The organism is Sphingobium sp. RS1 (assembly GCF_056156825.1).
This window is the reverse complement of sequence record NZ_JBLZXE010000002.1, coordinates 1,370,376-1,395,672: the sequence shown is the minus strand read 5'-3', so window position 1 is coordinate 1,395,672 and position 25,297 is coordinate 1,370,376. Positions and strand designations below refer to the sequence as shown.

30 protein-coding genes are annotated in these 25,297 nt (G+C 64.3%); 18 read left to right on the top strand and 12 right to left on the bottom strand.

Going from position 1 to position 25,297, the window contains the following annotated elements; all coding sequences use genetic code 11:
* The first annotated feature begins 142 nt into the window (after window positions 1-142).
* From gpmA to ACNHGR_RS08340, 8 genes are all read left to right on the top strand, one after another.
* On the top strand, window positions 143-829 hold the full coding sequence (gpmA, locus tag ACNHGR_RS08375) for a 2,3-diphosphoglycerate-dependent phosphoglycerate mutase (protein ID WP_475285356.1): 687 nt from the start codon (window positions 143-145) through the stop codon (window positions 827-829).
* Window positions 830-1,007: 178 nt separating this feature from the next.
* On the top strand, window positions 1,008-1,496 hold the full coding sequence (purE, locus tag ACNHGR_RS08370; RefSeq protein ID WP_184265976.1) for a 5-(carboxyamino)imidazole ribonucleotide mutase: 489 nt from the start codon (window positions 1,008-1,010) through the stop codon (window positions 1,494-1,496).
* 14 nt (window positions 1,497-1,510) lie between these two features.
* Complete coding sequence (locus tag ACNHGR_RS08365) at window positions 1,511-2,581, top strand: 5-(carboxyamino)imidazole ribonucleotide synthase (RefSeq protein WP_475285354.1); 1,071 nt, start codon at window positions 1,511-1,513, stop codon at window positions 2,579-2,581.
* Window positions 2,578-3,066 carry a dihydrofolate reductase gene (locus ACNHGR_RS08360; protein WP_475285352.1) on the top strand — a complete coding sequence of 163 codons (489 nt, stop codon included), beginning with the start codon at window positions 2,578-2,580 and terminating at the stop codon, window positions 3,064-3,066. Before ACNHGR_RS08365 ends, ACNHGR_RS08360 begins: the two co-directional genes overlap by 4 nt.
* 66 nt (window positions 3,067-3,132) lie before the next feature.
* Entirely contained in the window at window positions 3,133-4,059 is a 927-nt protein-coding gene (locus ACNHGR_RS08355; protein WP_475285350.1) for a bifunctional riboflavin kinase/FAD synthetase, read from the top strand.
* A gap of 146 nt (window positions 4,060-4,205) precedes the next feature.
* Window positions 4,206-7,130 (top strand): isoleucine--tRNA ligase, encoded by a 2,925-nt coding sequence (ileS, locus tag ACNHGR_RS08350; protein ID WP_475285348.1) that lies wholly within the window; start codon window positions 4,206-4,208, stop codon window positions 7,128-7,130.
* The gene (lspA, locus tag ACNHGR_RS08345; protein ID WP_184265965.1) at window positions 7,127-7,636 is read left to right on the top strand and encodes a signal peptidase II; all 510 of its coding nucleotides are present in this window, start codon (window positions 7,127-7,129) and stop codon (window positions 7,634-7,636) included. Before ileS ends, lspA begins: the two co-directional genes overlap by 4 nt.
* On the top strand, window positions 7,636-8,046 hold the full coding sequence (locus tag ACNHGR_RS08340) for a DUF3035 domain-containing protein (RefSeq protein ID WP_475285345.1): 411 nt from the start codon (window positions 7,636-7,638) through the stop codon (window positions 8,044-8,046). The genes lspA and ACNHGR_RS08340 overlap by 1 nt, the downstream gene beginning before the upstream one ends.
* 113 nt (window positions 8,047-8,159) lie before the next feature.
* On the opposite strand, the gene ACNHGR_RS08335 is transcribed toward ACNHGR_RS08340, so the two are convergent.
* The 9 genes from ACNHGR_RS08335 to ACNHGR_RS08295 all read right to left on the bottom strand — a co-directional run bounded on the left by ACNHGR_RS08335 (window position 8,160) and on the right by ACNHGR_RS08295 (window position 16,040).
* A complete protein-coding gene (locus ACNHGR_RS08335; RefSeq protein WP_184265960.1) occupies window positions 8,160-8,480 on the bottom strand; it encodes a metalloregulator ArsR/SmtB family transcription factor in 321 nt (106 codons plus the stop codon).
* A complete protein-coding gene (locus tag ACNHGR_RS08330; RefSeq protein ID WP_475285343.1) occupies window positions 8,467-8,916 on the bottom strand; it encodes an SRPBCC family protein in 450 nt (149 codons plus the stop codon). The genes ACNHGR_RS08335 and ACNHGR_RS08330 overlap by 14 nt, the downstream gene beginning before the upstream one ends.
* 62 nt (window positions 8,917-8,978) lie before the next feature.
* Window positions 8,979-10,469: a DUF4403 family protein gene (locus tag ACNHGR_RS08325; protein ID WP_475285341.1), complete on the bottom strand. Its 1,491-nt coding sequence runs from the start codon at window positions 10,467-10,469 to the stop codon at window positions 8,979-8,981.
* A 58-nt stretch (window positions 10,470-10,527) separates the two neighbouring features.
* Window positions 10,528-10,947: a hypothetical protein gene (locus tag ACNHGR_RS08320; RefSeq protein ID WP_475285339.1), complete on the bottom strand. Its 420-nt coding sequence runs from the start codon at window positions 10,945-10,947 to the stop codon at window positions 10,528-10,530.
* A 20-nt stretch (window positions 10,948-10,967) separates the two neighbouring features.
* Window positions 10,968-12,887, bottom strand: a complete 1,920-nt coding sequence (gene dxs, locus ACNHGR_RS08315) for a 1-deoxy-D-xylulose-5-phosphate synthase (protein ID WP_475285337.1) — start codon at window positions 12,885-12,887, stop codon at window positions 10,968-10,970.
* Window positions 12,888-12,974: 87 nt separating this feature from the next.
* Window positions 12,975-13,439, bottom strand: a complete 465-nt coding sequence (locus ACNHGR_RS08310) for a transcriptional repressor (protein ID WP_184265947.1) — start codon at window positions 13,437-13,439, stop codon at window positions 12,975-12,977.
* Between the two features lie 44 nt (window positions 13,440-13,483).
* Complete coding sequence (locus ACNHGR_RS08305; protein WP_475285335.1) at window positions 13,484-13,810, bottom strand: DUF423 domain-containing protein; 327 nt, start codon at window positions 13,808-13,810, stop codon at window positions 13,484-13,486.
* Window positions 13,807-15,618 (bottom strand): cation:proton antiporter domain-containing protein, encoded by a 1,812-nt coding sequence (locus ACNHGR_RS08300; protein ID WP_475285333.1) that lies wholly within the window; start codon window positions 15,616-15,618, stop codon window positions 13,807-13,809. The genes ACNHGR_RS08305 and ACNHGR_RS08300 overlap by 4 nt, the downstream gene beginning before the upstream one ends.
* Complete coding sequence (locus ACNHGR_RS08295; RefSeq protein WP_475285331.1) at window positions 15,618-16,040, bottom strand: iron-sulfur cluster assembly scaffold protein; 423 nt, start codon at window positions 16,038-16,040, stop codon at window positions 15,618-15,620. The genes ACNHGR_RS08300 and ACNHGR_RS08295 overlap by 1 nt, the downstream gene beginning before the upstream one ends.
* Window positions 16,041-16,264: 224 nt before the next feature.
* Between ACNHGR_RS08295 and ACNHGR_RS08290 the strand changes: the two genes are divergently transcribed.
* Window positions 16,265-16,720: a YaiI/YqxD family protein gene (locus tag ACNHGR_RS08290; RefSeq protein ID WP_184265935.1), complete on the top strand. Its 456-nt coding sequence runs from the start codon at window positions 16,265-16,267 to the stop codon at window positions 16,718-16,720.
* Window positions 16,720-17,892: a BaiN/RdsA family NAD(P)/FAD-dependent oxidoreductase gene (locus tag ACNHGR_RS08285; protein WP_475285329.1), complete on the top strand. Its 1,173-nt coding sequence runs from the start codon at window positions 16,720-16,722 to the stop codon at window positions 17,890-17,892. Before ACNHGR_RS08290 ends, ACNHGR_RS08285 begins: the two co-directional genes overlap by 1 nt.
* Window positions 17,893-18,056: 164 nt before the next feature.
* Here ACNHGR_RS08285 and ACNHGR_RS08280 read toward each other — a convergent pair whose 3' ends face one another.
* Window positions 18,057-18,803: a LytR/AlgR family response regulator transcription factor gene (locus tag ACNHGR_RS08280; RefSeq protein WP_475285327.1), complete on the bottom strand. Its 747-nt coding sequence runs from the start codon at window positions 18,801-18,803 to the stop codon at window positions 18,057-18,059.
* 6 nt (window positions 18,804-18,809) lie between these two features.
* Window positions 18,810-19,919: a sensor histidine kinase gene (locus ACNHGR_RS08275; protein WP_475285325.1), complete on the bottom strand. Its 1,110-nt coding sequence runs from the start codon at window positions 19,917-19,919 to the stop codon at window positions 18,810-18,812.
* Between the two features lie 155 nt (window positions 19,920-20,074).
* Between ACNHGR_RS08275 and ACNHGR_RS08270 the strand changes: the two genes are divergently transcribed.
* The 8 genes from ACNHGR_RS08270 (at window position 20,075) to ACNHGR_RS08235 (ending at window position 23,575) form a co-directional block, all read left to right on the top strand.
* Entirely contained in the window at window positions 20,075-20,305 is a 231-nt protein-coding gene (locus ACNHGR_RS08270; protein ID WP_475285323.1) for a hypothetical protein, read from the top strand.
* A gap of 76 nt (window positions 20,306-20,381) precedes the next feature.
* A complete protein-coding gene (locus tag ACNHGR_RS08265) occupies window positions 20,382-20,636 on the top strand; it encodes a hypothetical protein (RefSeq protein ID WP_184265921.1) in 255 nt (84 codons plus the stop codon).
* 52 nt (window positions 20,637-20,688) lie between these two features.
* Window positions 20,689-21,063, top strand: coding sequence for a winged helix-turn-helix domain-containing protein (locus ACNHGR_RS08260; protein WP_475285321.1), 375 nt, complete (start codon window positions 20,689-20,691; stop codon window positions 21,061-21,063).
* A gap of 49 nt (window positions 21,064-21,112) precedes the next feature.
* On the top strand, window positions 21,113-21,487 hold the full coding sequence (locus ACNHGR_RS08255; protein WP_475285319.1) for an STAS/SEC14 domain-containing protein: 375 nt from the start codon (window positions 21,113-21,115) through the stop codon (window positions 21,485-21,487).
* Window positions 21,488-21,750: 263 nt separating this feature from the next.
* Window positions 21,751-22,299, top strand: a complete 549-nt coding sequence (locus tag ACNHGR_RS08250) for a hypothetical protein (RefSeq protein WP_184265912.1) — start codon at window positions 21,751-21,753, stop codon at window positions 22,297-22,299.
* Between the two features lie 137 nt (window positions 22,300-22,436).
* On the top strand, window positions 22,437-22,844 hold the full coding sequence (locus ACNHGR_RS08245; RefSeq protein ID WP_475285317.1) for a hypothetical protein: 408 nt from the start codon (window positions 22,437-22,439) through the stop codon (window positions 22,842-22,844).
* Between the two features lie 26 nt (window positions 22,845-22,870).
* Complete coding sequence (locus ACNHGR_RS08240; protein ID WP_475285315.1) at window positions 22,871-23,197, top strand: hypothetical protein; 327 nt, start codon at window positions 22,871-22,873, stop codon at window positions 23,195-23,197.
* Window positions 23,198-23,386: 189 nt separating this feature from the next.
* On the top strand, window positions 23,387-23,575 hold the full coding sequence (locus ACNHGR_RS08235; RefSeq protein WP_184265906.1) for a hypothetical protein: 189 nt from the start codon (window positions 23,387-23,389) through the stop codon (window positions 23,573-23,575).
* A gap of 553 nt (window positions 23,576-24,128) precedes the next feature.
* On the opposite strand, the gene epsC is transcribed toward ACNHGR_RS08235, so the two are convergent.
* A complete protein-coding gene (gene epsC, locus ACNHGR_RS08230; protein WP_475285313.1) occupies window positions 24,129-25,043 on the bottom strand; it encodes a serine O-acetyltransferase EpsC in 915 nt (304 codons plus the stop codon).
* Window positions 25,044-25,297: the final 254 nt, after the last annotated feature.

The following is a 25,297-nucleotide window of genomic DNA, read 5'->3' as shown; positions in this document are numbered from 1 at the left end:
TTCTTCTTGATGGCCTCTGGCTATCGCAAGCACGCCTTTGCCGCAATGTGGGGCGACATTGGCCCGCGACAAGCTTGCGCCCGCGATTTTGCCCGTTATGGGAAGCGCATCATTCGCCGTTATCGTGCAGGAGACGCGCCCTATGCCCACTCTCGTCCTTATCCGTCATGGCCAGTCGGCCTGGAATCTGGAAAACCGCTTCACCGGCTGGTGGGACGTCGATGTGACGGAAAAGGGTGTCGAGGAAGCGCGCGCCGCCGGTCGGTTGCTCAAGGAAAAGGGGCTGGATTTCGATCAATGCTATACCTCCGTCCAGAGCCGCGCGATCAAGACGCTGAATCTGGTGCTGGAGGAAATGGGTCGGCTGTGGCTGCCGGTCGAGAAGGACTGGCGCCTGAATGAACGCCATTATGGCGGCCTGACCGGCCTCAACAAGGCGGAGACGGCGGCCAAGCATGGCGACGCGCAGGTCAAGATCTGGCGCCGCAGCTTCGATATTCCGCCGCCGGTGCTGGAAGCGGGCAGCGAGTTCGACCTGTCGGCCGATCGCCGCTATGCCGGCATCTCGATCCCGTCGACCGAGTCCCTCAAGGACACGATCGCCCGCGTGCTGCCCTATTGGGAATCGACCATCGCGCCCGACCTGAAGGCCGGCAAGCGTGTCGTCATTTCCGCCCATGGCAATTCGCTGCGCGCGCTGGTGAAGCATCTGTCGAACATTCCCGACGATGAGATCACCGAACTGGAAATTCCGACCGGCCAGCCGATCGTTTATGAACTGGCCGACGATCTGAGTGCGATCGAGCGTTATTACCTCTCCGAACGTTGAAACGTCTGTTCGCTTTGAGCGTGTCGAGAAGCGGCTGGCGTAGGGCTACCCGTTTCTCAACTTCGCTCGAAACGAACGGATTTGAGGCGGAATCTACATTGCCCCCTGGCGGCCCGGCCGCTAAGGGGCTTGGCTTTCCGGGCGGGTGCACAGACCGCCCTGTTTGGGGAAGCATGATATGAGCGGGGCAGTCACAGTCGGCATCATCATGGGGTCGCGGTCCGATTGGGAGACCATGCGCCATGCAGCCGAGACGCTCGAAGCGCTGGGCGTCGCCCATGAATGCAAGGTGGTGTCCGCTCATCGCACCCCGCAACGGCTTTATGACTATGCTAGCGGCGCGGTGGATCGCGGCCTGAAGGTCATCATCGCAGGCGCTGGCGGGGCCGCGCATCTGCCGGGCATGACCGCGTCCATGACCCGCCTGCCGGTGTTGGGCGTGCCGGTCGAATCCAAGGCGTTGAAGGGCATGGATTCGCTGCTGTCGATCGTCCAGATGCCGGGCGGCATCCCCGTCGCCACGCTGGCCATCGGCAAGCCCGGCGCGATCAATGCCGGCCTGTTGGCGGCATCGATCCTGGCCACCAACGATCCTGAACTGGCGGAACGACTGGACGCCTGGCGCACGCGCCAGACTGACGCCGTCGCCGAAACCGTCGAAGACTGATAGACAAGAGAGATATGACGACCATCGCGCCCGGCTCGACCATCGGTATCCTTGGCGGCGGCCAGCTTGGCCGGATGATCGCCATGGCCGCGGCGCAACTGGGCTATCGCACCAGCATCTATGCACCTGAAGAGAGCGGTCCGGCGGCCGATGTGTCGCCGCTGTGGACGCGGGGCGCCTATGAGGATGCGCAGGCGCTGGCGGCCTTTGCCGAGGGCGTGGATGTCGTCACCTATGAGTTTGAGAATATCGACCCGGCGGCGGTCGAGGTGCTGGCGTCGCACGGGCTTGTCCGGCCCGGCGCACAGGCGCTGCGCGTGGCGCAGGATAGGCTGGCGGAAAAGCGCTTCGTCTGCGATCTGGGTGGGCTGACCGCGCCGTTCGCGCCGGTCGAGAGTCTGGACGATCTGGAGACGGCGATCGAGCAGGTGGGCAGCCGCGCGATCCTGAAGACCAACCGCATGGGCTATGACGGCAAGGGGCAGGCGCGCCTGTCGGAGCCGGGCGATGCGGTGGGCGCATGGAATGCGATCGGGCGGCAGAGTGCGATCCTGGAAGGGTTCGTGACCTTCGATCAGGAATTTTCCGTAATTCTGGTGCGCGGCCATGACGGCGAAGTCCGCTTCTGGGATTCGGCGGCCAATGTGCATGTCGACGGGATTTTGGCGACGTCGACGCTGCCCGCCGGCCCCGCGATCGAGGCGCAGGTGCCGCGGGCCCGCGCTATGGCCGCGAAGATCGCCGATGCGCTGGGCTATGTCGGCGTGCTGACCTGCGAATTCTTTGCCAGCGCCGAAGGGCCGGTGTTCAACGAAATGGCGCCGCGCGTCCATAATAGCGGGCACTGGACGATCGAGGGCGCGGTGACGAGCCAGTTCGAAAATCATGTCCGCGCCATTTGCGGCCTGCCGCTGGGCGATACCACGCTGGCCGCGAAGGGCGTGGAGATGCGCAACCTGATCGGCGACGATGCCCATGAATGGCAGGCGATCCTGAGCGATCCGGCGAACCATCTGCACCTATATGGCAAGCATGAGGCCCGGCCCGGCCGCAAGATGGGGCATGTGACGCGGCTGAGCCTGTGAGCAGCGAAATCGTCCTTGTCCTCGCCCGCGCCGATAATGGCGTGATCGGCAAGGATGGCGATTTACCTTGGCGGTTGCCGGCGGATCTGAAGCATTTCAAGGCGGTGACGCTGGGCCATCCCATGATCATGGGACGCAAGACGTTCGACAGCCTGCCGGGCCTGCTGCCCGATCGTCGCCATATCGTGCTGACCCGTGACCGGGAATGGTGCGCGAAGGGTGCTGAGGTTGCGCATGATGTGGACGGCGCGATCGCGTCGGCCGGAGCGCCGACCGTTATGGTGATTGGCGGGGCGGAGATTTATCGGCTGTTTCTGGACCGCGCGGACCGGATCGAACTGACTGAGGTACATCTGGATGCGGAGGGGGATGCCAGCATTGGCTATCCTGATCCGGCCGACTGGCAGGAAGCTGCGCGGGTAGATCATCCAGCACTGGATGGGCGGCCTGCCTACAGCTTCGTTACCTTCGCGCGGAAACGCTGAATTCTATCACTGGAGCGGTGCGCATGCCAATTGCCACGCTCGCCCCACCCCCCTATAGCCCGCGCCATGGAGCGGCTTTCTAGCAGCGCCCCGATCCCCGCGCATTTGCGTGGGAGCGTCATGGCGCTCGGCAATTTCGACGGATTTCACGCAGGCCATCAGGCGGTGGTCGGGCGCGCTATCGAGCGCGCGCGGGCGGAAGGGCGCCCTGCGATCGTGGCGACTTTCGACCCGCACCCGATGCGCCTGTTCCAGCCCGATGCGCCCAATTTCCGGCTGACCACGCTGGACCAGCGGGAGGCCTTGTTCGCCCGTGCCGGGGTGGACGCGATGCTGGTGTTCGACTTTACCGCCGCGCTGGCCGCGCTTGATCCGGCCGCCTATGTCGCCTTGCTGACAGATCAGCTGGGCGTCAGCGCGGTCGTGACGGGGGAAGATTTTACCTTCGGCCGGGCGCGCAGCGGGACGGTGGCCAGCTTTGGCGAACTGGGCCTGTCGTCCGAGGCAGTGGCGGCGGTGACGGACGGGGAGGGGGTGATTTCCTCCAGCCGCATCCGCGCCGCGTTGCAGGCTGGCGATTGCGCGACCGCGACGCGGCTTTTGACCCGGCCCTTTGCGATTAGGGGCATCGTTCAGCATGGCGACAAGCTGGGGCGGACGATCGGTTTTCCGACCGCCAATATCGACCTTGGCCCCTATTTGCGGCCGGCCTATGGCATTTATGCGGTGCGCGGGCTGTTGCCGGACGGGCGTGTGCTGGATGGCGCGGCCAATCTGGGCATCCGGCCGAGCTTCGATCCGCCCAAGGAATTGCTGGAGCCGCATTTCTTCGATTTTGCCGAAAGCCTGTACGAACTGGCTATCGAGGTGCAACTGATCCACTATCTGCGGCCAGAGGCGAAATATGAGGGGCTCGATCCGCTCATCGCGCAGATCGCGCAGGACTGCGCCGATGCGCGGCAAATCCTTGCGGGAACGTCCCGGCTCGCTTAAGGCACGGCGCTAATCTGCCCAACCTCCGTTCGGTTCGAGCAGCTTCGAGCGAAGTCGAGAAGTTTGACCGGGGCATGTGACCCGGTCAAACGTCGAGAACCGTTCTCGACAAGCTCGAACCGAACGGATCTAGCATAAGTGCACCCATGACCGACGCACCTGACTATAAGAGCACCGTTTTCCTGCCCGTCACCGACTTTCCGATGAAGGCCGGCCTTGCGCAGAAGGAACCGGCCATTGCGGCGAAGTGGGAGGCGATGGACCTCTATGGCAAGCTGCGCGAGAAGCGCGCCGGCCGCGAACGCTTCATCCTGCATGACGGCCCGCCCTACGCCAATGGCGACATCCATATGGGCCATGCGATGAACAAGGTGCTGAAGGACATCATCGTCCGCAGCCAGTCCTTGCTGGGTAAAGATGCCCCATATGTGCCCGGATGGGATTGCCACGGCCTGCCGATCGAATGGAAGATCGAAGAGGAATATCGCAAGAAGAAGCTGAACAAGGACGAGGTTCCCGCGCAGGAATTCCGCGCCCAGTGCCGCGCCTATGCCGACAAATGGGTGGGCGTGCAGAAGGATCAGTTCAAGCGTCTGGGCGTGATGGGCGACTGGTCCGACCCGTACCTCACCATGAAGTTCGACGCCGAGGCGACGATCGTGGGCGAGTTGCTGAAGTTCGCGGAAAGCGGCCAGCTCTATCGCGGCGCCAAGCCCGTCATGTGGTCCCCGGTGGAAAAGACCGCGCTGGCCGAGGCGGAAGTGGAGTATGAAGACGTCACCTCGACCCAGATCGACGTGGCGTTCGAGATCGTGGAAGCGCCGAACGCGCCGGAACTGGTCGGCGCGCATGCGGTGATCTGGACCACGACGCCCTGGACGATCCCGGTCAATCAGGCGATCGCTTATGGGGAAGAGATCGAGTACGGAATTTACAGCGTTACCATTTCCGTCGATGGCGGCTCCGGCGTGGATGTTTTTGAAAGCCCTGCGGTTAAGCAGTGGCAGGGCAAACTCGTTGTTATCGCCCGAAGCGATGCTCTCCGTTCGGAATTTGAAGAGCGATTTAGGAAATCATGGCCTGACGGCGCGTCATGCACGCTGATTGAACGTAGTGTCGTTAAAGGCACCGACCTCGCCGGTGCCATCACCCGCCACCCGATGCACGCGCTGGGCGATTTCTTCGCCAAGCCGCGTCGGCTGCTGCCGGCTGATCATGTCACCACCGACGCGGGCACCGGCCTCGTCCATATGGCGCCCGACCATGGTGAGGAAGATTTCCTCGCCTGCAAGAAGCTGGGGATCGATCCGGTCTTCGCGGTCAACGACGCCGGCTTCTATCGTGAAGATTGGGACTGGCTGGCCGGGCAGGGCAGCGTCATCAATACCAAGTTCAACGGTCCCGACGGTCCGATCTGCACCGATCTGCGCGCGGCCGGTGCGCTGCTTTCCGCCGCCGATTTCCGCCACAGCTATCCGCATAGCTGGCGGTCGAAGGCGCGGATCATCTATCGCTGCACCCCGCAGTGGTTCATCCCGATGGATAAACCACAGGAAGGCGCGGTGGTCGATGTCGAGGGCGGCGTGATGCCGACTCCGGTCATCAGCGGCAACGGCCCGACGCTGCGCGAAATCGCGCTCGACGCGATCGAGCAGACCCGCTGGGTGCCGGAGCGGTCGACCAACCGCATTCGTTCGATGGTGGAAGGCCGCCCCGACTGGGTCATCAGCCGCCAGCGCGCCTGGGGCGTGCCGATCGCCCTCTATGTCCATCGCAAGAGTGGGCAATATCTGGTTGATCCGGCGGTCAATGCCCGCATCATCGACGCGTTCAAGGGCGCCGGTGCGGACGCATGGTTCGGTGCGGATCATCAGGCGCTGCTCGGCCCGGATTATGACCTGAACGACTATGAGGTCGTAAACGACATTCTGGACGTCTGGTTCGACAGCGGATCGACCCACAGCTTCGTGGTCGAGGGCCGCTATGGCGAAGGCACCCGCGCCGACCTCTATATCGAGGGTTCGGATCAGCATCGCGGCTGGTTCCAGTCGTCGCTGCTGGAAAGCTGCGGCACGCGTGGCCAGGCGCCCTACAAGGCGGTGCTGACCCATGGCTTCGCGCTGGACGGCACGGGCAAGAAAATGTCCAAGAGCCTTGGCAATGTCGTCGATCCGCTCAAGATCATGAGCGAGAGCGGCGCGGATATCCTGCGCGTCTGGGTCGCCAGCACCGACTATTTCGATGACGTGCGCATCGGCAAGGAAGTGCTGGCCGGTTCGTCCGACGCCTATCGTAAATTGCGCAATACATTCCGCTACATGCTGGGCGCTCTTTCCGACTATGATGAAGAGACGGAAGCGGTGTCCTACGCCGAAATGCCGGAGCTGGAGCGCTATATGCTTCACCGTCTGGCCCAGCTCGACGCGGAACTGCGCGCCGTGGTGGACAAGGCGGCGAAGAGCGAGAACTGGCTGGAGTTCAGCCGCTATACCCGCGCGATCTTCGACTTCGCGAACAGCGACCTGTCGGCCTTCTTCTTCGATATCCGCAAGGATTGCCTGTATTGCGATGCGAAGAGCGATCCCAAGCGCCGCGCCTATCGCACGTTGCTCGACACCCTGTTTCATGCGCTGGTCCGCTATGTCGCGCCGATCATCCCCTTTACGGCGGAAGAGGTGTGGCAAAGCCGCTTCCCCGATGAGGCGGACAGCGTCCATTTCCTCGAATGGCCGGAAGTCGACCATCACTGGATCAACGCGCATCTGGACGACAAGTGGACCGAATTGCGCAGCCAGCGCGAGCAGGTGAACGAGGCGATCGAGCCGCTGCGCCGCGAGAAGATCGTACGGTCCAGCCTGGATGCCGACGTCACCATGGGTGAATTGCTGCCGGTGGGCGATGTCGATTTTGCCGAAGTGGCGATCGTCGCGCGCGTGACCATGGGCGAGGGCGATGGCATCGACGTCCGCCCAAGCGACTGGCACAAATGCGGCCGTTGCTGGCGCAAGCTGCCGGAGGTCGAGGAAGACGGCATGTTGTGCAATCGTTGTGACGAGGTGCTCAAGGCATGAGCGTGGTCAACCATCGCCCGCTGGGCCTGACCGTCGCGATCGTGACGCTCGCACTGGACCAGCTTGTCAAATATAGCGTCACCTATCCGTTGGCGCTGAAGAGCCGGTTGGAAGGTATTGATATCCTGCCTTTCTTCCGCCTGCGCTGGCTGGAGAATCGCGGCGTTTCCATGGGCTTCTTCCATGCCGACACGGATGTGATGCGCTGGGCGCTGGTCGGCATGACCATCCTGATCGCCGGTTTCGTCGGCGTGTGGATGTGGCGCGAAAAGGCGCGGCAGGATGTCGCCGCGCTGGGCCTCGTCCTGGGCGGGGCGATCGGCAATATCGTGGACCGGATGCGGCTGGGCTATGTCGTTGATTATGCGGACCTGCATTTCGGCGAATGGCGGCCCTTCCTCATTTTCAACCTGGCGGATGCCGCCATCACCATCGGCGTGCTGATCCTGCTTGCGCGGGCGTTGCTGCTGCGCGACAAGGGCGCAAAGACGGAGACTTTGAAGTAATGCGTAAACTGATCCTCGCCGCTGGTCTGGTGTCCACCCTGTCCGCCTGCGGCGGCGGCGGCGGGCTGTTCAATCGCCAGCGCCCCGACGAATTCGCCGTCTCGCGTCAGGCGCCGCTGGTGATCCCACCCGACTTCGCGCTGGTGCCGCCGGCACCGGGCACGCCGGCGGCCGCATCGGTCGATTCGAGCAAGGCCGCGATGGACGCGATGTTCGGTGGCCCCGCCGCGCGCAGCGCGAGCGAGAGCGCGACGCTGAACGCGGCTGGTCGTGGCAATGCCGCAGCCGGCATCCGGTCTTCGGCGGGCGATCCGGGCACAGAAGTCGTGGACAAGGGGGCGACCACCCGCGACATCATCGCCGCGCCGGAAGGCGACGGCCAGGACGCGCGGGCCGCGACCCCGCAATAATTAGGTAAAGCTGTCCTCCCATTTCGATTCGCGCTGAGTCTGGCGGCTGTCTTCGAAAGAAGAACGGGGCTTCGACAGGCTCAGCCCGAACGGGGGAGAGGCGGGAGAGGGGGTCAGTCCTCTTCCACGAACGCCTTCAGGCGGGCGAGCGTATCGTCCCATTGGGCGCTGGCCTGTTCCAGCCACAGCCGGGCCGCTTCGATCGCGTCACGGCGCAGGGCGTAATGAACTTCCCGCCCGCTTTTGCGGCGATGGACGAGGCCCGCGCCGTGCAGCACATCGAGATGCTTGGCGACGGCCTGCCGGCTGATTGCCAGCCCTTCGCCCAGTTGCACGATGGACAGGGCATGTCCGTTGCTGAGGCGGCCCACCATGCCGAGCCGGGTCGGATCGCCCAGAGCCGCGAACAATGCGGCCGGTTCAGCCTTCGACATAGCGTCTGATATTCTGCACCTGCTCCGCCCAGCCGCCGTCGTTGGAGCGCAGGACGTTGGAGCGGCGCGGTTCGGGGACAGTATCGAACCCGCTTTCGGTGACGGTCAGCCGGGTGCCGGTGGCAGTCGGTTCCAGCCGGAATTCCACCAGCGTCCATTCGGGCACGCCGTTGCGGATCGCCTCCTCATCGCCGCCGGTCGCGGGCCATTCAAAGACGAAGCGGGTCATCGGCTCGATCGCGACGGTGCGCGATTCCCAGGGGAAATGTTCATAGCCGGGATAGGTCATGTGGCCGGTCGAACGGGTGCCGACGACGAAGGGCTGGTCGAGGGCGACGAGGAACCAGGCACCGAATTTGCGATGATCGGTGAGCGCATCCCACACCTTCTCGACAGGGGCGGCGATATCGATGGTCTTGATGATGGAGTCGGTCATATAGGCAACCTCCTGATTGCCTATGATGCCCGGCTTAAGCGTAATATGCAACTATGTGGTTGCTATTTTCTCGCCTTGATCGGCTGGTAGCGGATGCGGGCTATGCCCTGTGCTTCGACCGGCAGATGCAGGCCCGCGCCATAGGCGTGAATCTGGCCGGTGGTCATGCGGTCGATGCGGCTCTGGATCAGCAGGTTGTCCAGCCGCTTTTCGGCGATGGCGTGTCTGATCTTGCCTTGCAGTTCCTGCACATCCTTGGTGAAATTCTGGGTGAGGGCGGTGGCGATCAACTGGGAGACGCCGGGGCTGTTGCCGAGCGCGAGCAGTATGTCGCCGGCGACCCCATCGGTGGCGCCGGTGACGGTCAGGTCGGTGAAATGGACTTGCGCGCTGTTGGGGGCGTTGACCGGACGGGCAGTGATCCAGATGCGGCCGTGGGTTTCATCCATCCTGCCGGAGGCGGGACGGGCGGCGAGGGTGAGGCCCACCGCGATCCGCCCTTCGCCCGTGCCATAGGCCTCCACTTTCTCGAACCGGGCGAGAACGGGGCCGATGGCGGGCAACTGGAAGGGTTGGGCGGCGCGTTTGGTGAGGGCACGCAGGATGACGGGTTCCAATAGGGCATAGTCGGCGGTGACGGGGATCGCCATGGCGAAACGGCCGTCCACTTTGGCAGGGGCGGGCGGTGGCAGCGGGGTCGGCTGGGGCGCATCCGGGCGCGGGCCGACATGGGTTTCCGTCAGCGCTTCCAGCCCCAGATCGAGCCGGAGACGGCCGTTGCGCAGGGCGTAGCCGTCATAGAGCAGTTTTTGCGGCGTGACGCGCATCCAGACGGCGGGATTGCGGGCATTGAGTTCCAGCGTGGCGAAGCCCTGACGCCAGAGTTGCTCCACCTTGGGCCGGACATGGACCTGCGCCAGTTCGCGGGGGAGTTCGCGTTCCAGCTTGCGGATGATCGGCTGCAACTTCTCATCCGCCTTGTCGGTGAAGCGGATACGCTGGCCCAGAAAGTCGATGCCGGGTGGGGTGGTCCAGTCATAGCTGAGGCGCACCGTGCCGGTCAGCGCCCATTGCGGCGTCAGCGTCAAGCGGATGCGGGCATGGGCCATGGCGGCGCCGGTCGCGGTTTCACCCTTCAGCCGGCCATGGACGTCACGGGCGCTGATCTCCGCACGGATCGGCATGTCGGCGATGATATCCTGCCCCTCGCCGCGCAGGCGGATCGGGCCGCGCGTGACGGTGCCGTGGATGGCGCAGTGGACCGGCGGTGTGACCCTGATCCGCTTGCCGAATAGTTTGACCTGCTGGGGTGGGATGCAGCGGGCTTCGGGTTCGTCGATCGACCAGAGTGTGTGAGGAACGGCATTTTCGACCGCGCGGCGGATGATCGCGGCGTCGCCGTCGATCGGGGCGGTGAGGATGGACGCTTTTTGCGGGACCGGGACGGGATCGTTGGCGCGGGGTGGCGGCTTGTCCTCCTGCCTGGGGTGGCAGGCGTTCAGCGTAAGGAGCAGAGCGGCGCTTGCAAGGAGACTTTGCCCGACATGCCGCATCCTGTCCTCTCCCCCCTTATGTCCCGGCACCGATCATCGCATGATCGGTACAGTCCGGCTAGGACGCAAGGGGCGAGATTTGGTTCCTGAACGTGCGCAGCCGCCCGTTCAGATAATGAGCGAAATTCATGAGGCTCATCGATTTAGGTATGACTTCCGGCTGCTGCTTTGTGGGTTCTGGCAACGAAAAGCGGCGGAAAAAATCAGCGACGATATCCTCCACATCTTCCGGGTCGATATTTGCATCATCCGTGAGGTCATCGTCAGGGTGAGGGAGGATGTCGCCTTCGCCATAATAGGGACCGAGGGCGTCCCAGACAAATTCTGCGACCGGCTCTGCAATAGCGTTCGCAACCATCAGATCTATAAGCGATGCAGGCGAAATGCCCTCTCGCTTAGCGACAAGCCGTTTCGCATGCCGCCAGCGGTACCAAAAACCCAAAAGTGCCAGTGCGCCGATGATTATCGGCAGCAGCAAAAGCGATTTGGTTAGCAGCGTCAGGCCCGCGCTTCCGTGCCGACGCTGTTGTGGCGCAGCGCCGTTAGCACTGTGTCGATGATGGCGTCGGCGTCGAGGCGGGCTTGCGCATATTGCACTTCGGGCTTGTCCTGATCCTGGAAGATGTCGGGCAGGCGCAGGGTACGCAGCTTGAGGCCATTGTCGATCAGGCCGAGATCGCTGGCGAGCGTCAGCACATGGGCGCCCAGGCCGCCGATCGCGCCTTCCTCAATCGTGACGGCGACCTCATGCGTGGTCAGCAGCTTGCGGATCAGCGCTTCATCCAGCGGCTTGGCGAAGCGCAGGTCGGCGACGGTGGTGCTAAGGCCCCTGGCCTCCAGCGCTTCGGCGGCCTTGAGCGCTTCTTCGAGGCGGGTGCCGAGCGAGAGGATTGCGACCTGACGCCCTTCGCGCACGATCCTGCCCTTGCCGATCGGCAGTGCTTCGGGGACGGTCGGCATGTCGACGCCTGTGCCATTGCCGCGCGGGTAGCGCACCGCGATCGGCCCGCTGTCATGCACGGCGCAGGTGTGGACCATATGGACCAGTTCGGCTTCGTCCGCCGCCGCCATCACCACCATGTTGGGCAGGGTGGCAAGGTAAGTGACGTCGAAGCTGCCGGCATGGGTGGAGCCGTCGGCGCCGACCAGACCGGCGCGGTCGATGGCGAAGCGGACGGGGAGATTCTGGATCGCGACGTCATGCACGACCTGATCGTAGGCGCGTTGCAGGAAGGTCGAGTAGATGGCGCAGAAGGGGCGCATCCCTTCCGCGGCAAGGCCGGCCGCGAAGGTGACGGCATGTTGTTCGGCGATGCCGACGTCGAACGTGCGGTCGGGGAAGGCCAGTTCGAACTTGTCGAGGCCGGTACCGGACGGCATGGCGGCGGTAATGGCGCAGACCTTGGGATCGCGCTGGGCTTCGGCGATCAGCGCCTGGGCGAAGACATTGGTGTAGCTGGGCGGGCCGGGAGGCGCCTTTGCCTGCGTGCCGGTGATGACGTCGAATTTCTGGACGCCATGATATTTGTCGGCGGCGGCTTCGGCGGGGCCATAGCCCTTGCCCTTCTGCGTGACGACATGGACGAGGCACGGCCCTTCAGCGGCATCGCGGACATTTTCGAGGACGGGGATCAGCTGGTCGAGATTATGGCCGTCGACCGGGCCGACATAATAGAAACCGAGTTCCTCGAACAAGGTGCCGCCCATGGCCATGCCGCGGGCGAATTCGTCCGTCTTGCGCGCGGCATTGTGGAGCGGGCGGGGCAGTTTGCGGGCAAGGCGCTTGGCGAGGTCGCGCAGGCCGAGAAATTCGCGGCTGGAGACTAGTCGGGCGAGATAGGCGGACAGGCCACCGACCGGCGGCGCGATCGACATGTCATTGTCGTTGAGGATGACGACGAGGCGGTTGCCGGCGGCGCGGGCGTTATTCATCGCCTCATAGGCCATGCCAGCCGACATGGCGCCATCACCGATGACGGCGATGCCCTTGCCGGGGCGGTCCTGCATCTTGTTGGCGACGGCGAAGCCCAGTGCCGCGCTGATCGAGGTGGAACTGTGCGCCGCGCCGAACGGGTCATATTCGCTTTCGGCGCGTTTGGTGAAGCCGGAGAGGCCGCCGCCCTGGCGCAGGGTGCGGATGCGGTCGCGCCGTCCGGTCAAGACCTTGTGCGGATAGCATTGATGGCCGACGTCCCAGACCAGCTTGTCGTTGGGGGTGTCGAACACATAATGGATCGCGGTGGTCAGTTCGACCACGCCCAGACCCGACCCCAGATGGCCGCCGGTAACGCCGACGGCGGAGATCACTTCCTGCCGCAGCTCATCCGCCAGCTGGCGCAACTGTTCCGGCTTGAGGGCGCGCAGGTCCGACGGCCAGACGACCTGGTCAAGAAGCGGAGTTTCGGGGCGATCATTCATGAAAGACATAGACTCCCGAGGCCGTAACGCCGTTCCGGATCAAAGCAAGGGCCGCTAGGCCGTTCCGCGCGCAAGCGCAACAGGCCATCAGGCCGCGCATTTTGCGCAGGTGCCCAGAATCTCGATGACCGGGCGTTCCGGGTTGAAGCCTTCATGCTGTGCGACGGCGCGGACCTGATTGGTCACCTTGTCGTCATCGACATGGGTGGCCTGCTTGCAGGTGCGGCACACCAGGAAGATGCAGTCATGATGGCAGCCCGGATGGGCGTTGGCGATATAGGCGTTGGCGCTTTCGACGCGCATGGCGATGTTGTTGGCCACGAACAGGTCGAGGATGCGATAGACGCTGTTGGGTGCGACCCGCTTGCCGCGCGCCTTCGACACGGTGTCGGCGATATCATAGGCCGATGCAGGACGTTCCTCCGCGGCGAGCGCATCGAAGATGGCGGCGCGCATCGGGGTCCATTGCTCATTCTGCGCCTCCAGCGTGGCGCGGGCGGCGTCGGCGAGCTTGGTGCCGGTCGGTTCGTGATGGTGATGGTGGTCGGCCATGGTCCCAATCTAGGCTTGCAGTGGTAAAGGAGCAAGGCCGCAGCTTAACGCTGCGCAAAGCTCCATGCGGCCCAGAGCCAGCCGGCGATCATCAGCGTGCCGCCGATCGGCGTGACGGCGCCCAGCCATCGGGGGCCACCCAGCGCCATGACGTAGAGGCTGATCGCGAAGATCGCGGCGCCGATGAGCAGCAGGATTGCACCGCCACGGGCCACGCCGGTGATAGCGATGGCTGCGACGGCATGGATCAACTGGTAGAGGCCGCCGGTGCGCAGCCATTCGGCCGCTTTCGGATCGGTCACGCCATGGGCGCCAAATGCGCCCGCGCCGATGGCCAGTGCCGCCGACAGGCAGGCCAGTATCGCGATCATGCCTCTTCTCCATCCCCTCTGCTGAGCAGACGCATGGCCTTGCCGGGGCGGAACATCAAGTCCTTCGCCGCGAGCAGATTGCCATGTTCGATCTGGAGCGCGAGGCGATCGGCGTCATTCTGGCGATATTGACGTTCCACTTCCTCGACTTCCTCGTCGGGAACGCCCAGCGCCTGCATCGCCTGAACACCCATGCAGATGGCCGATTCATAGACTTCGCGGACGGTGCCGGCGAGGTCCATATCCTGTAATTCCAGCAATTGCCGACGGTCGAAGACGCGGACCATGAGGGCGGCCTGCGGGAAGGCCTGCGCGATCGGCTGGAGCGCGCGCGAATCGAGCGCGGGATCGTCGATGCAGAAGGCGATCAGGCGGGCCTCTTCGGCGCCGGCGCGGTGGAGCAGGTCCATGCGGGTGCCGTCGCCATAATAGACTTTCATGTCGAAGCGGCTCGACACCTCGATCTGGGCGGGTTTCTTGTCGATCAGGGTGACGCCGAAGCCATGGCCCATCAGCATCTGCGCGACGGTCTGGCCGAAGCGGCCATAGCCCACGATGATGGCGGAGCCACGCGGTGCATCTTCCGGTCCCGGCAGATCTTCATGATCCTTTGGTTTCGCAAATTCGAAGCGGCGGGCGAAGAGCATCAGGAAAGGCGTGGTCGCCATGGAGAAGGTGACGATGGCGCTGAACAGGCTGGCGGCCTGCGGCGCGATGAGCAGGGCATTCTGTGCCTGGGCGAAGAGGACGAAGCCGAATTCGCCGCCTTGGCTGAGCAAAAGGCCAGCGCCGAGCGCCTGTTGCCAGGCCATGCCGAACAGCCGGGCAAGGCCTGCGATGATCGCCGCCTTGGTCGCGACGAGCATCGCGGCCATGGAGAGGACGAAGAAGGGGTTGGCGGCGACGGTGCGCAGGTCCAGCACCATGCCGACGGCGAGGAAGAAGAGGCCGAGGAGGATCGAACGGAAGGGTTCGACGTCCGCCTCGATCTCATGCCGGTAAGGCGAATCGGCGAGCATGACGCCCGCGACGAAGGCGCCGAGCGCGGTCGAGAGGTGCAGGGCGTGCATCAGCGCGGCGGCGGCAAGGACGGTGAAGAGGCCGACGGCAACGAACAGTTCGCGTTCGCCCATACGCCCGACCAGCGCCAACAGGGGGCGCAGGACGAAGCGACCGGCGAGAACGAGCCCGGCGATGGCGGCGACGGTATAAGCGGCCATCATCCATCCCGGCGGGCCGCCGGCATCGGCGGGGTTGCGCGACAGGGCGGCAACGATGGTGATGAGCGGGACGATCGACAGATCCTGGAACAGCAGGATCGAGAAGACTTTCTCACCAAAGGGCGAGTTGATGCGGCCGCTGGACTTGAGGCCGGGCAGCACCTGCGCAGTGGAGGAGAGGGCGAGCGGCAGGCCGAGCGCGATCGCCGCGCCCCAGGTGAAGCCGGTGGTGTAGAAGATGATGGCGGTCAGGATAGAGCCGCACAGCACGACCTGCGCCGTGCCCAGCGCGAAAATATCGCGTTTGAGGCGCCAGAGGCGGGCGGGATGCAGTTCGAGGCCGACGAGGAAGAGCAGCAGGACGATGCCGATTTCGGCGATGGCGAGCTTCGATTCCGCGCCACCGACAAGGCCGAGGCCCTGTGGCCCGACCAATGCGCCGGCGACGAGATAGCCCAGCACGGCGCCGAGGCCGAAGCGACGGAAGAGCATGACGAAGAGGACGGCGGCGCCGAGCAGGATGACGCCTTCGGAAAGAAGAACGTCGGTGGCGCTGATGGGGGCGCTTACGGCAGCATGACCCTCCATCAGGCGTCGGCCATCCGGGCAGCTTCGGCGATCGCCTCGAAGCCGAGGCGGATCGAGGCGTGGCGGGCGGGATAGCCACGCGCCGGGGCGAGGACGGCAAGGCCGGGCCAGAAGTCGAGATCGTCGCTGTCGCCCGAAAGATAGGCGGCGAGCTTGTCGCGGGCGTCGGCCAGTTCGTCGGCGGTGAGGCCGATGGCATGGCTGGCCATCAGCGCGGCGGAGGCTTGCCCCAGAGCGCAGGCCTTTACGTCGAGGCCCATGTCGGCAAGGCGGCCGTCGGTCATACGGACATCGGCCGTGACGCGCGATCCGCAGGTGGGGGAACGCTTTTCCACGGTCGCCTGCGGGTCGGACAGGCGCTGGTGATGCGGGATGCCGGCAGCGAGCCGCAATATATCTTTATTGTAGAGGGGGGCATTCATGCGCAACCATGTAGGGCAGGAATATCGCGGGGTGAAGGCGGCACATCGTTGCATATGAAATAAGGTCGTTCCGCACCCAAGGCATAGCATTCTTCCGTTCGCCCTGAGCCTGTTCAAGGGCGGGGCTTCGACAGGCTCAGCCCGAACGGGGATAATTTAAGGCGCTATGTCCTGGTGCCGAAATAGGCTGGCCTGATCCGGCCCGCCCGCCTATCGCCGGGGGCATGAAGATACTGGTCGATGCCGATGCCTGCCCGGTGAAAGAGGAAATCTACAAGGTCGCCTGGCGGCATGAAGTGCCCGTGACGATCGTGAGCAACAGTCCGATCCGAATCCCTGCGCATCCGCTGCTGGAGCGGGTGGTGGTGAGCGACGGGTTCGACGCGGCGGACGACTGGATCGCCGAACGGGCCGATGCCGGATCGATCTGCATCACCGCCGACATATTGCTGGCGGATCGCTGCCTGAAGGCCGGCGCGGTGGTGATCGCGCCCAACGGCAAGCCCTTTACACTGAGTTCGATCGGCGCGGCGGTGGCGACGCGGGCGATCATGGCGGACCTGCGCGCGGGTGCGGTGGGGGATGCGATCGGCGGGCCGCCACCCTTCAGCAAGGTGGATCGGTCGCGCTTTCTCCAGTCGCTCGATGAGGCGCTGGTGCGCCTGAAGCGGGTGCGGTGATGGCGGATTATGATGCGATCGTGCTGGGCGCTGGTGCTGCGGGCATGATGTGCGCAGCCACCGCCGGGCAGCGGGGCAAGCGCGTGCTGCTGGTCGACCATGCCGAGGCGGTGGGCAAGAAGATCCTGATTTCCGGCGGCGGGCGGTGCAATTTCACCAATATCCATACCGCCGCCGATCGTTATTTGTCGGCCAATCCGCATTTCGCCAAGTCGGCGCTGGGGCGTTACACGGCGCAGGACTTTATCGGGCTGGTCGATCGCTATGGCATCGTCTGGCATGAAAAGACGCTGGGGCAATTGTTCTGCGACGGGTCGGCGAAGCAGATCGTGGCGATGCTGTCGGAAGAATGCGCCAGGGGAGGCGTGGCGCTGGCGCTGGGGCAGGCGGTTGCCGATATCGACCATGGCGATGGTCTGTATCGGGTGACGGTGGGCGAGACGGTGCATCGTGCGCCAGCGCTGGTGCTGGCGACGGGCGGGCCGTCCATTCCCAAAATGGGCGCGACCGGCTTCGCCTATGATGTAGCACGGCATTTCGGCCTGACCATCGTGCAGCCGCGTCCGGCACTGGTGCCCTTTACCTTGGGACCGGAGGAGTCGCTGTTCCAGTCGCTGTCGGGCGTGTCGACCGACGTCGAGGTGCGGTGGAACAAGACGCGCTTTCGCGAGGCGGCGCTGTTTACCCACCGGGGGCTGTCCGGGCCGGCGATGTTGCAGATATCCTCCTACTGGCAGCATCGCACCGCCATCCAGGTGAACTTCCTGCCGGATCGCGCGGCCGACTGGCTGCTGGCGGAAAAGGCGGAGCGGCCGCGTAGCAGCCTGCGCCGGGTGCTGGCGCAGGCGTTGACCGAGCGGCTGGCCGATGCGCTGCTGGAACGGCTGGCGGTGCAGGGGGAAATGGGGGCGTTGACCGACAAGGCGCTGCGGCAGGTCGGGGCGCGGCTGAGCGACTGGGCCTTCATGCCGTCAGGGACGGAAGGCTATGCCAAGGCCGAGGTGACAGTGGGCGGGATCGCGACTGCCGGCCTGTCTTCGCGGACGATGGAGGCGAACAAGGTGCCGGGGTTGTATGCGATCGGCGAGGCGGTGGACGTTACCGGATGGCTGGGTGGCTATAATTTCCAGTGGGCATGGGCCAGTGGGGTTGCAGCGGGGCAGGCGGTTTGAAATTCAGCCCATGCGGGCCTGCAAAGCGTGCTTTTCTGCGCTCCGGTGCTCATGTACTTGAAGTACGCTGCGCTCCGGTGCTCAAAAATCACGCTTTTAGCTAATGCTGGCCGTTGGCTCGGCTCCACCTGAACTGAATTTCAAAACCGCCTGGCTTTTGTTGTTCACCGCCCCGTCATGGCCCGTGCGTTGGCGAGGAAGGTGCGGCCGATGCGGATTTCGCCGCCGTCGGCGAGCGCGGCGAACCATACGCCGCTGCCATCGTGGCGCAGGCGGGCGATATGGTCGCGGCGGACGATGTGGCTGCGGTGCAGGCGGACGAATTGCTGCGGGTCTAGCCGCTCCTCCAGGCTGCTGATCGTCTGGTGCAGCAGATAGCTGTGGGCGCCGACATGCAGGCGCATATAGTCGCGCTCCGCCTCGATCCGGTCGATCTGGTCGGTGGCGATGCGGATGAGTTCGGAGCGGTGCGGTACCCAGAACTCCTCCGCCCATTCCGGCGCCGGTTCGCTGGCGATGGCGGGGGTGTCGGTGGGGGACTGGTTGCGCAGCGCCACTTCGACCCGGTCGACCGCGCGGGTCAGCCGGTCATGGGCGACGGGCTTGAGCATATAGTCGACGGCGGCGAGATCGAACGCCTCGACCGCAAAGCCTTCGAACGCGGTGACGAAGATGACGGCGGGGCGGATGCCCATGCGGCCGACGGCGCGGGCGACGCCGATTCCATCGAGCAGGGGCATGGCGATATCGAGCAGGACGAGGTCGGGCTTCAGCCCCTCGATCAGGCGCAGTGCGGCCTCGCCATCGGTGGCGGTGCCGACCAATGCGATTCTTGGCTCGCGGGCGCAGAGCATCTGGAGCCGTTCGACGGCGAGCGGTTCGTCATCGACGATCATGGTGCGGATGGACATGGGACGTCAGCAACCCCGGCGGATGATGGGCAAGGTGAGGAGAACGGAGAAACCGTCCCCTTCGCGCGGACCATAAGCGATGCGGCCCTGTTCTCCAAAGCGGGCGGTCAGCCGGTCGCGGACATTGGCGAGGCCGATGCCGCTGCCGGCGTCGGTGTCGCTCGGCGGATTGTCGCCATCATCACTCACGGCGATATGCAACTGGTCGCCATCCTCGCGCGCGGTGATGGTGATGGTGACCGGACTGGAGGTGCGAGACACGCCATATTTGATCGCATTTTCGACCAGGGGTTGCAGGATGAGGCCGGGGACGCAGGCATTCATCAGCGCGGGCGGGATGTCGATGGCGGTGGTCAGCCGGTCGGGGAAGCGCACCGCCTCGATATCCAGATAGAGTTTCTGGAGATGCACTTCCTCTTCCAGCGGCACATCGTCCAGCGGGTCGCCGGTCAGGCAGGTGCGGTAGAAGTTGGAGAGCGACATGATCATCTGCTCCGCCTCGTCCGGTCGGTTGCGCATGACGAGCGTGGAGAGCGAGTTCAATGTGTTGAACAGGAAATGGGGATTCACCTGATAGCGCAGGGACCGCAGTTCTGCCTGCTGGGCGGCGCGTTCCAGCCGGGCGGCGCGGCGTTCGGTGCGGTGCGCTTCGCTGGCATAGGAGAGGGCGAGATAGAGGCCGGCCCAGGCGGCGAGGAAGAAGTAGCGCGTCATCGCATCTTCGACGATGGAGATCAGCACATAGCCTTCCTCGATCGCCTTCTTCTTCATGTCCGCGTCGGGAAACAGGCTGATCGGATCATAGACGTTGAAGATATAGTAATTGGCCGCCGCCATGGCGAGCGCGAAGGGCGCGGCGAGCGAGAAGGCGGCGACGAAGCGGACCGCCAGCGGCTTATAGTCGAACCTGCGCAGCGCCAGATAGAGTATCCAGGTGACGATGATGCCGATGACCGCCACCACCATACGGCGGGCGGCCATTTCCCATTGCGCGTCGAAACCGACGACCATGGCGCGCAAGGTCACGATGACGGTGTAGAAGAACCAGAAGCCCAGAATCGAATAGAGCGCGATCGACGGCGCGACGCCGCGATCGTCTTCGGGAAGATCAGTCATGTTGCCTGTCTACGCCGGGGCGCGGGGAAAGTCTGTAGGTCGCGGTGTTGCTGGTCGAACGGGTGGCGGCGTTGGTCGAACGAGGTGTGGGAACCGGTTGGGGGAACCGGGCTGGCGGGCCGTCCGTTGATCCCGTGAAACGACAGGAGAGTGTCATGACGGACAAGAGCGACCTGCGTCCGAACAGTCGCGAGGAAGCCGGCGACGATCGGGACAGCGACGCGCAGGACCATGTGCTGCATCCCGACGAGAAGCGCGACGAGAGCCTGAAGGATTCGATGGACGCGTCCGATCCGCCATCGACCGCCAAGCCCGGCGACAAGGGCGATCCGGTGCCTTCGTCCGGTTTCAGCGAAGGCGGTTCGATGCGGAGCGGGGACCGATAGCTCCCCCCGTAACGATATGCTATCCTGACGGCGGAAGAGCGAAAAGCGCCGCCCCATTGAGAGGAGTATGCCATCCATGCCGACATCCACCACCCCCGCCATCGAGCGCATCGCCCGCGTCCTTGCCGGTCGCCAGCTGAGCCTGAACGGGGGCGGCCAAAATCCGCATGCGGCCGGCGCGGTGGATGCCGCCTGGCCCGACCATGTCGATGATGCCTATGCGATCCTGCATACGCTGCGCGAGCCGGACGCCCAGATGGCGCAGGCCGGCGATGTCGGCGTGTGGCGCGCGATGATCGGCGCGGTGCTGGAGCGGCGGGCGGGCGTCTGACTATATTAGGGACGGCTGGCGCGCTGGCGTTGGCTGTCCCGAACGGTTAAGCATGGGCGACGAGCCGATGCTGAAGATCAAGATCCAGATATATTGCGGCGACCAGATCGCCATGGGGCCGGGCAAGGCCGACCTGCTGGATGCGATCGCGGCGGAAGGATCGATCTCGGCCGCCGGACGGAAGCTGGGCATGAGCTACCGCCGTTGCTGGCTGCTGGTGGATGTGATGAACCGCTGCTGGACTGAGCCGCTGGTCGCGACGTCGAGCGAAGGGGCGCGGCTGACCGGGAGCGGGGCCGACATCCTGGCGGCCTATCGGGCCTTGCAGGCCAGTGTTGACGCAAGTGGGGCGCAGGGTGCCGCAGCTCTGGAACGGCAGTTGCGCCGCGCGCCGCTGGCCGCGCAAGTCGTTCCGTCGCATAGCTAATCTTTCGGTAACGCTCGTCGGGCATGAGGGAGGCGGAGGGCGCTTTTCCATGTACCACATCAATTTCCGTCACGATATCAACCTGCTCGACATTGCCTGGCATGGCCAGTTCACCGGCGAGGGCGTGGCCGCCTATGCCCGTGAGGTGAAGGCGCGATTCGTGGCCGAGGGATTTGCGCCCGGCTATCTGCTGCGCATGGACATGAGCGGGAGCGCGGTGCAGCCGCAGGAGGCCGTCGCCGCCTTTCGCGAGCATCTGGGCGACGGGCTGTTCCCGCGGGCGTCGCGCATCGCCATCGTCACCCCCAGCATCATCGCCACGATGCAGGTGCGGCGGGAGATGACTCAGGATTATATGCGCATCTTCACGCAGGCTGGGGAGGCGCTGGCCTGGTTGCTGGAGTCGGCCGACGCGAATGTCTGAAACCGGGGGATCGGCGGGTCAATGAGACAGCGAGTCAGACAGGTCAATCGCAGGGATATATTTTATTTAGTTAGCTAACTAAATAAAATATCGGGCAGGATTCGCCTGTCTTTCAACGGCCTGTCGCAGTCATGGAAGTTTCATGTTGCGCCGCACAAAGAAATCTGGTCCGTTGTGAATAGCGGTGGAACAGGCGCTTAAGCCTTCAGTAACCATAGAGGGCGCATGTTCCATCCTACGACTTCAAGTCGGAGGGCATGAACATGGGTACGAGTGCAAGACCGGCGGATGGGGCCATCACCCTGGCGGAACTGCGTGAATTCGCCAGCTTCCCGTCTGCCACGCAACGCTATATTCGCCGATCGCTGGATATCGGGCTGCATCGCCGCGACGCGATGAAGCTATGGTCGCGTGACATGGTGGAGGAAGCGTCGATCCGCGCGCAGGCGCGCATCTACGGGCGACTGGACGAGATCAAGGCGCGCGTACCCGATGATAGCGGGCTGGAACAGGTGGAGCCGTTCATGGCGCCGCTGGTCACCGTGTCGGCCTTCGACCTGGGACAGGATCGCCTGAGCAGCTTTTCCGCCTATCGCTTCCTCTATGAGCGCCTGCTGGGTGCAGGGGCGCGGCCCTGGTTGCCCGGTGCTTTCTGCGCGGCTGCCAGCCTGCCGCATCTGCATCCCGAAAAGCGGCGCGCGCTGCTCCAGTCGATCAGCGAGGCGGCGGCGACGGCGGTAGGCTGGTCCAACCGCGAACCGACCTTCTACCCCGAATGGGTGGAAAAGGTGGATCTTTCCAAGGCGAACTGAGCCGGCTTTCGCCGCTCGTTCCCTTTAACGAAAAGGCCGCGTGGAGTGGGGGCTCCGCGCGGCCTTTTTCATGAGGCGTTTTCATGGGGCGGTGCCGGGCGGTTGCGCTATCGCTGGCGGATCGAGGGGAGAGGCGCATGATCGGGACGATGATGGTGGTGGCGGTGCTGGCCGGGGCGAGCGACATCGGCGTGGCCGATCCGCAGCGGCGGGTATTGCTGAACGCGCTGCGGCCCGCGATCGAGCGCGATCTGGCGCAGAAGGTCAAATTCGTGGTGCGGACGCTGCGGCGGCAGGATCGCTGGGCCTTTGCCCATGTCGTGCCGCAGACGCCGGCGGGCGGGGCGATCGATTTGCGCCGCACCCGCCATGCCGAACGGGTGGAGGCAGGGATATTCGACGGGCCGGACATCTATGCGCTGCTGGAACTGCGCGACGGGCGATGGACGGTGCGCGACTTCGCGGTGGGGCCGACCGATGTCAGCTATGCCGGTTGGCCCGATGATTTTGGCGCGCCGGCGGCGCTGTTCGGGCTGGAGCCGTGAAGGCGAGGCGAAACAGCCATTGGCATGTGACCGGATGGCCCGCCTTTCTATTGGCACCCATCGTTCTGCCCCTTACGGTGCTGGTGGTGATCGCGGTGCATTTGTTTGGTCTTAAAAATACCGTCGATCGTACGGTCGAAGAGGTCGAAGCCTATCTTTGCGATTTTTTGGCCGGTACCAACGGCGAATGGGATTGGGATGATTTTACCAGCATCGCCATAACCGACCCGGACCTTGAATATATCCGTGAACAAGCGAGCCTGTTAGCGCCACCGTTCGACCAGCAGGATGAAAACAGGTTGAAGGAATTGATCGCGGAAGCGCGCAGATTGGGCACATCGATATCGACTTGAGCCACATAAGGCGCATCCATGAGCAGCGCTCATGGGTGCGCCGGGCAACATGATCGGCATCTGAACGGGGAAAGGGGCCGGTCGGACATATGGGGCGGTCCGGCGTGGAATGAGGCGCGGGGCTCTTGGCAAAAGGGCGCGGCGGATGGACCATCATCGTCCAAGACCGATCATCATGGAGGCCAGTTCATGACCGTCGAAACCCGATTGCAGGCTCTGAAATCGCGCATTTCCGCGATATTGAATGACGATCTGCGCTATGCCGTGGCGGAACGCATCCGCGAGCTTGGCTATATCGACCTGCGCGATTTCTTTGCCGCGCGGCCGGTGGTGGCGCATGTCGCGGCGCTGGAACGGATGCTGCTCGTCCGCGCGTGACGATGGGCGGACGAGACGGGGGGGGGGCGCGGCCAGTGGAGGGCTGCCCTGACGGCGTCAGGCTGAAAATATGGAATGAGGTTCTGGCTGAAGCTGTCTGCCCCCTGCCATGTGGCGGGAAGGGTGGTTAGGGGACCGTCGGGTTTTTAAGCCCTCTCCCGTCTTCACGGGAGAGGGTTGGGTGAGGGTCTTTCTTCCTGCGGCCGGAAGTGCCTGTGTAGAACGAAAAAGACCCTCACCGACTGCGACTAGGCAGCAAGCTGCCAAGTCTCCGTTGCCTCTCCCGCGAAGGCGGGAGAGGGTAAAAGGAACATCCGCAAATGGTCGTTAGCCGACCCTCATCGTCATCCCAGCGGAAGCTGGGATCTCAGGCAGGGACATAGTGCGTCAACGGCTAGCGGGGGATGGCTGGCCTCCTTCTGCTGTCGCCTGAGACCCCAGCCTTCGCTGGGGTGACGCTCATGGGGCAGGCGAAAACGGGCGCCGTATTTTCGCTTCTGATCGCTAGCAGCGTGTCGGGTTTGTCCGCAGCGGCTGTGTGCCGGCCTGCCCCTCAGCCCGGCGTGCGGATGAGGGGTTGGGGGGCTTCGACGATGCTGCCGGCGGGTATGTCGCGGCGGAGCCACAGGTTGCCGCCGATGCGCGATCCCGCGCCGATCATTACCCGGCCGATGATACTGGCATTGGCGTGGATGACCACGTCGTCACCGATGATGGGGTGGCGGGGGACGTCGTGGCGGCCCTCCACGTCCGGGTCGCCGCCCAGCGTGACGCCCTGATAGAGGCGGACGCGGTCGCCGATGATCGCCGTTTCGCCGATGACGACGCCGGTGCCATGGTCGATGAAGAAGCTGCGGCCGATGGTGGCGCCGGGATGAATGTCTATGCCGGTGCGTTCATGCGCGATTTCCGCGATGACCCGCGCGACGATCGGCGCGCCGAGCCGATAGAGAAGATGGGCGATGCGATGGTGGATGACGGCGGTGAGGGACGGGTAGGCGAGCAGCACTTCATCGACGCTGCGCGCGGCGGGATCGGCGGCATAGCCGGCCTCCACATCGCTATCGAGCAGGCGGCGGATATCGGGCAGGCGCGCCGCGAACAGGCCGATCGCGCGTTCGACGTCCAGTGCGATCGCCTTCTGGTCGCTGTCGGGCGCGTCATAGCCCCGTTCCAGCCGGATCTGCGCCGCGAGTTGCGACAGGGTCGATTCGAGCGAGGCGGCGACATAATTATTTTCATTCTGCGCAGTGAGTTCGGGCGGGCCGAAGCGCAAGGGGAAGAGGGCGATCGCCAGTTCGTTGCTGATGCGCTTGAGCGACTGGCGCGAGGGGAAATGGACGCCCTGTTCCGCGTGGCGCGCATGGCCCGCGCGCCAGTCCAGCCGGGCACGATGCAGCGCATCGACCACCAGGTCGATCTGTTGCGGGAACTGGATGCCGTCGGCGGGCAGTGGAGATAGGGTCATGGGGCGTCTCTGTCGGTGATCGGTTGATCGCTATATCTATTGATTTGGTAGTGAAATGGAGCGCTTTTATCCTTCATGCCGCAAAGCTGGGGTTTCAGGCCGCCGGCTTTGGCGTGCGGTTCGAGTATGCGCGCATAAAAGCGGGGCGGGCATGGCGGAATTTGCGCCTTAGTTAGTTAAATCAAGGGCGGACGGAGATAACAGGCAGCATCCCCACCTGCCGGCCACCGACGCTTCATTCTGCCCCGAATTCA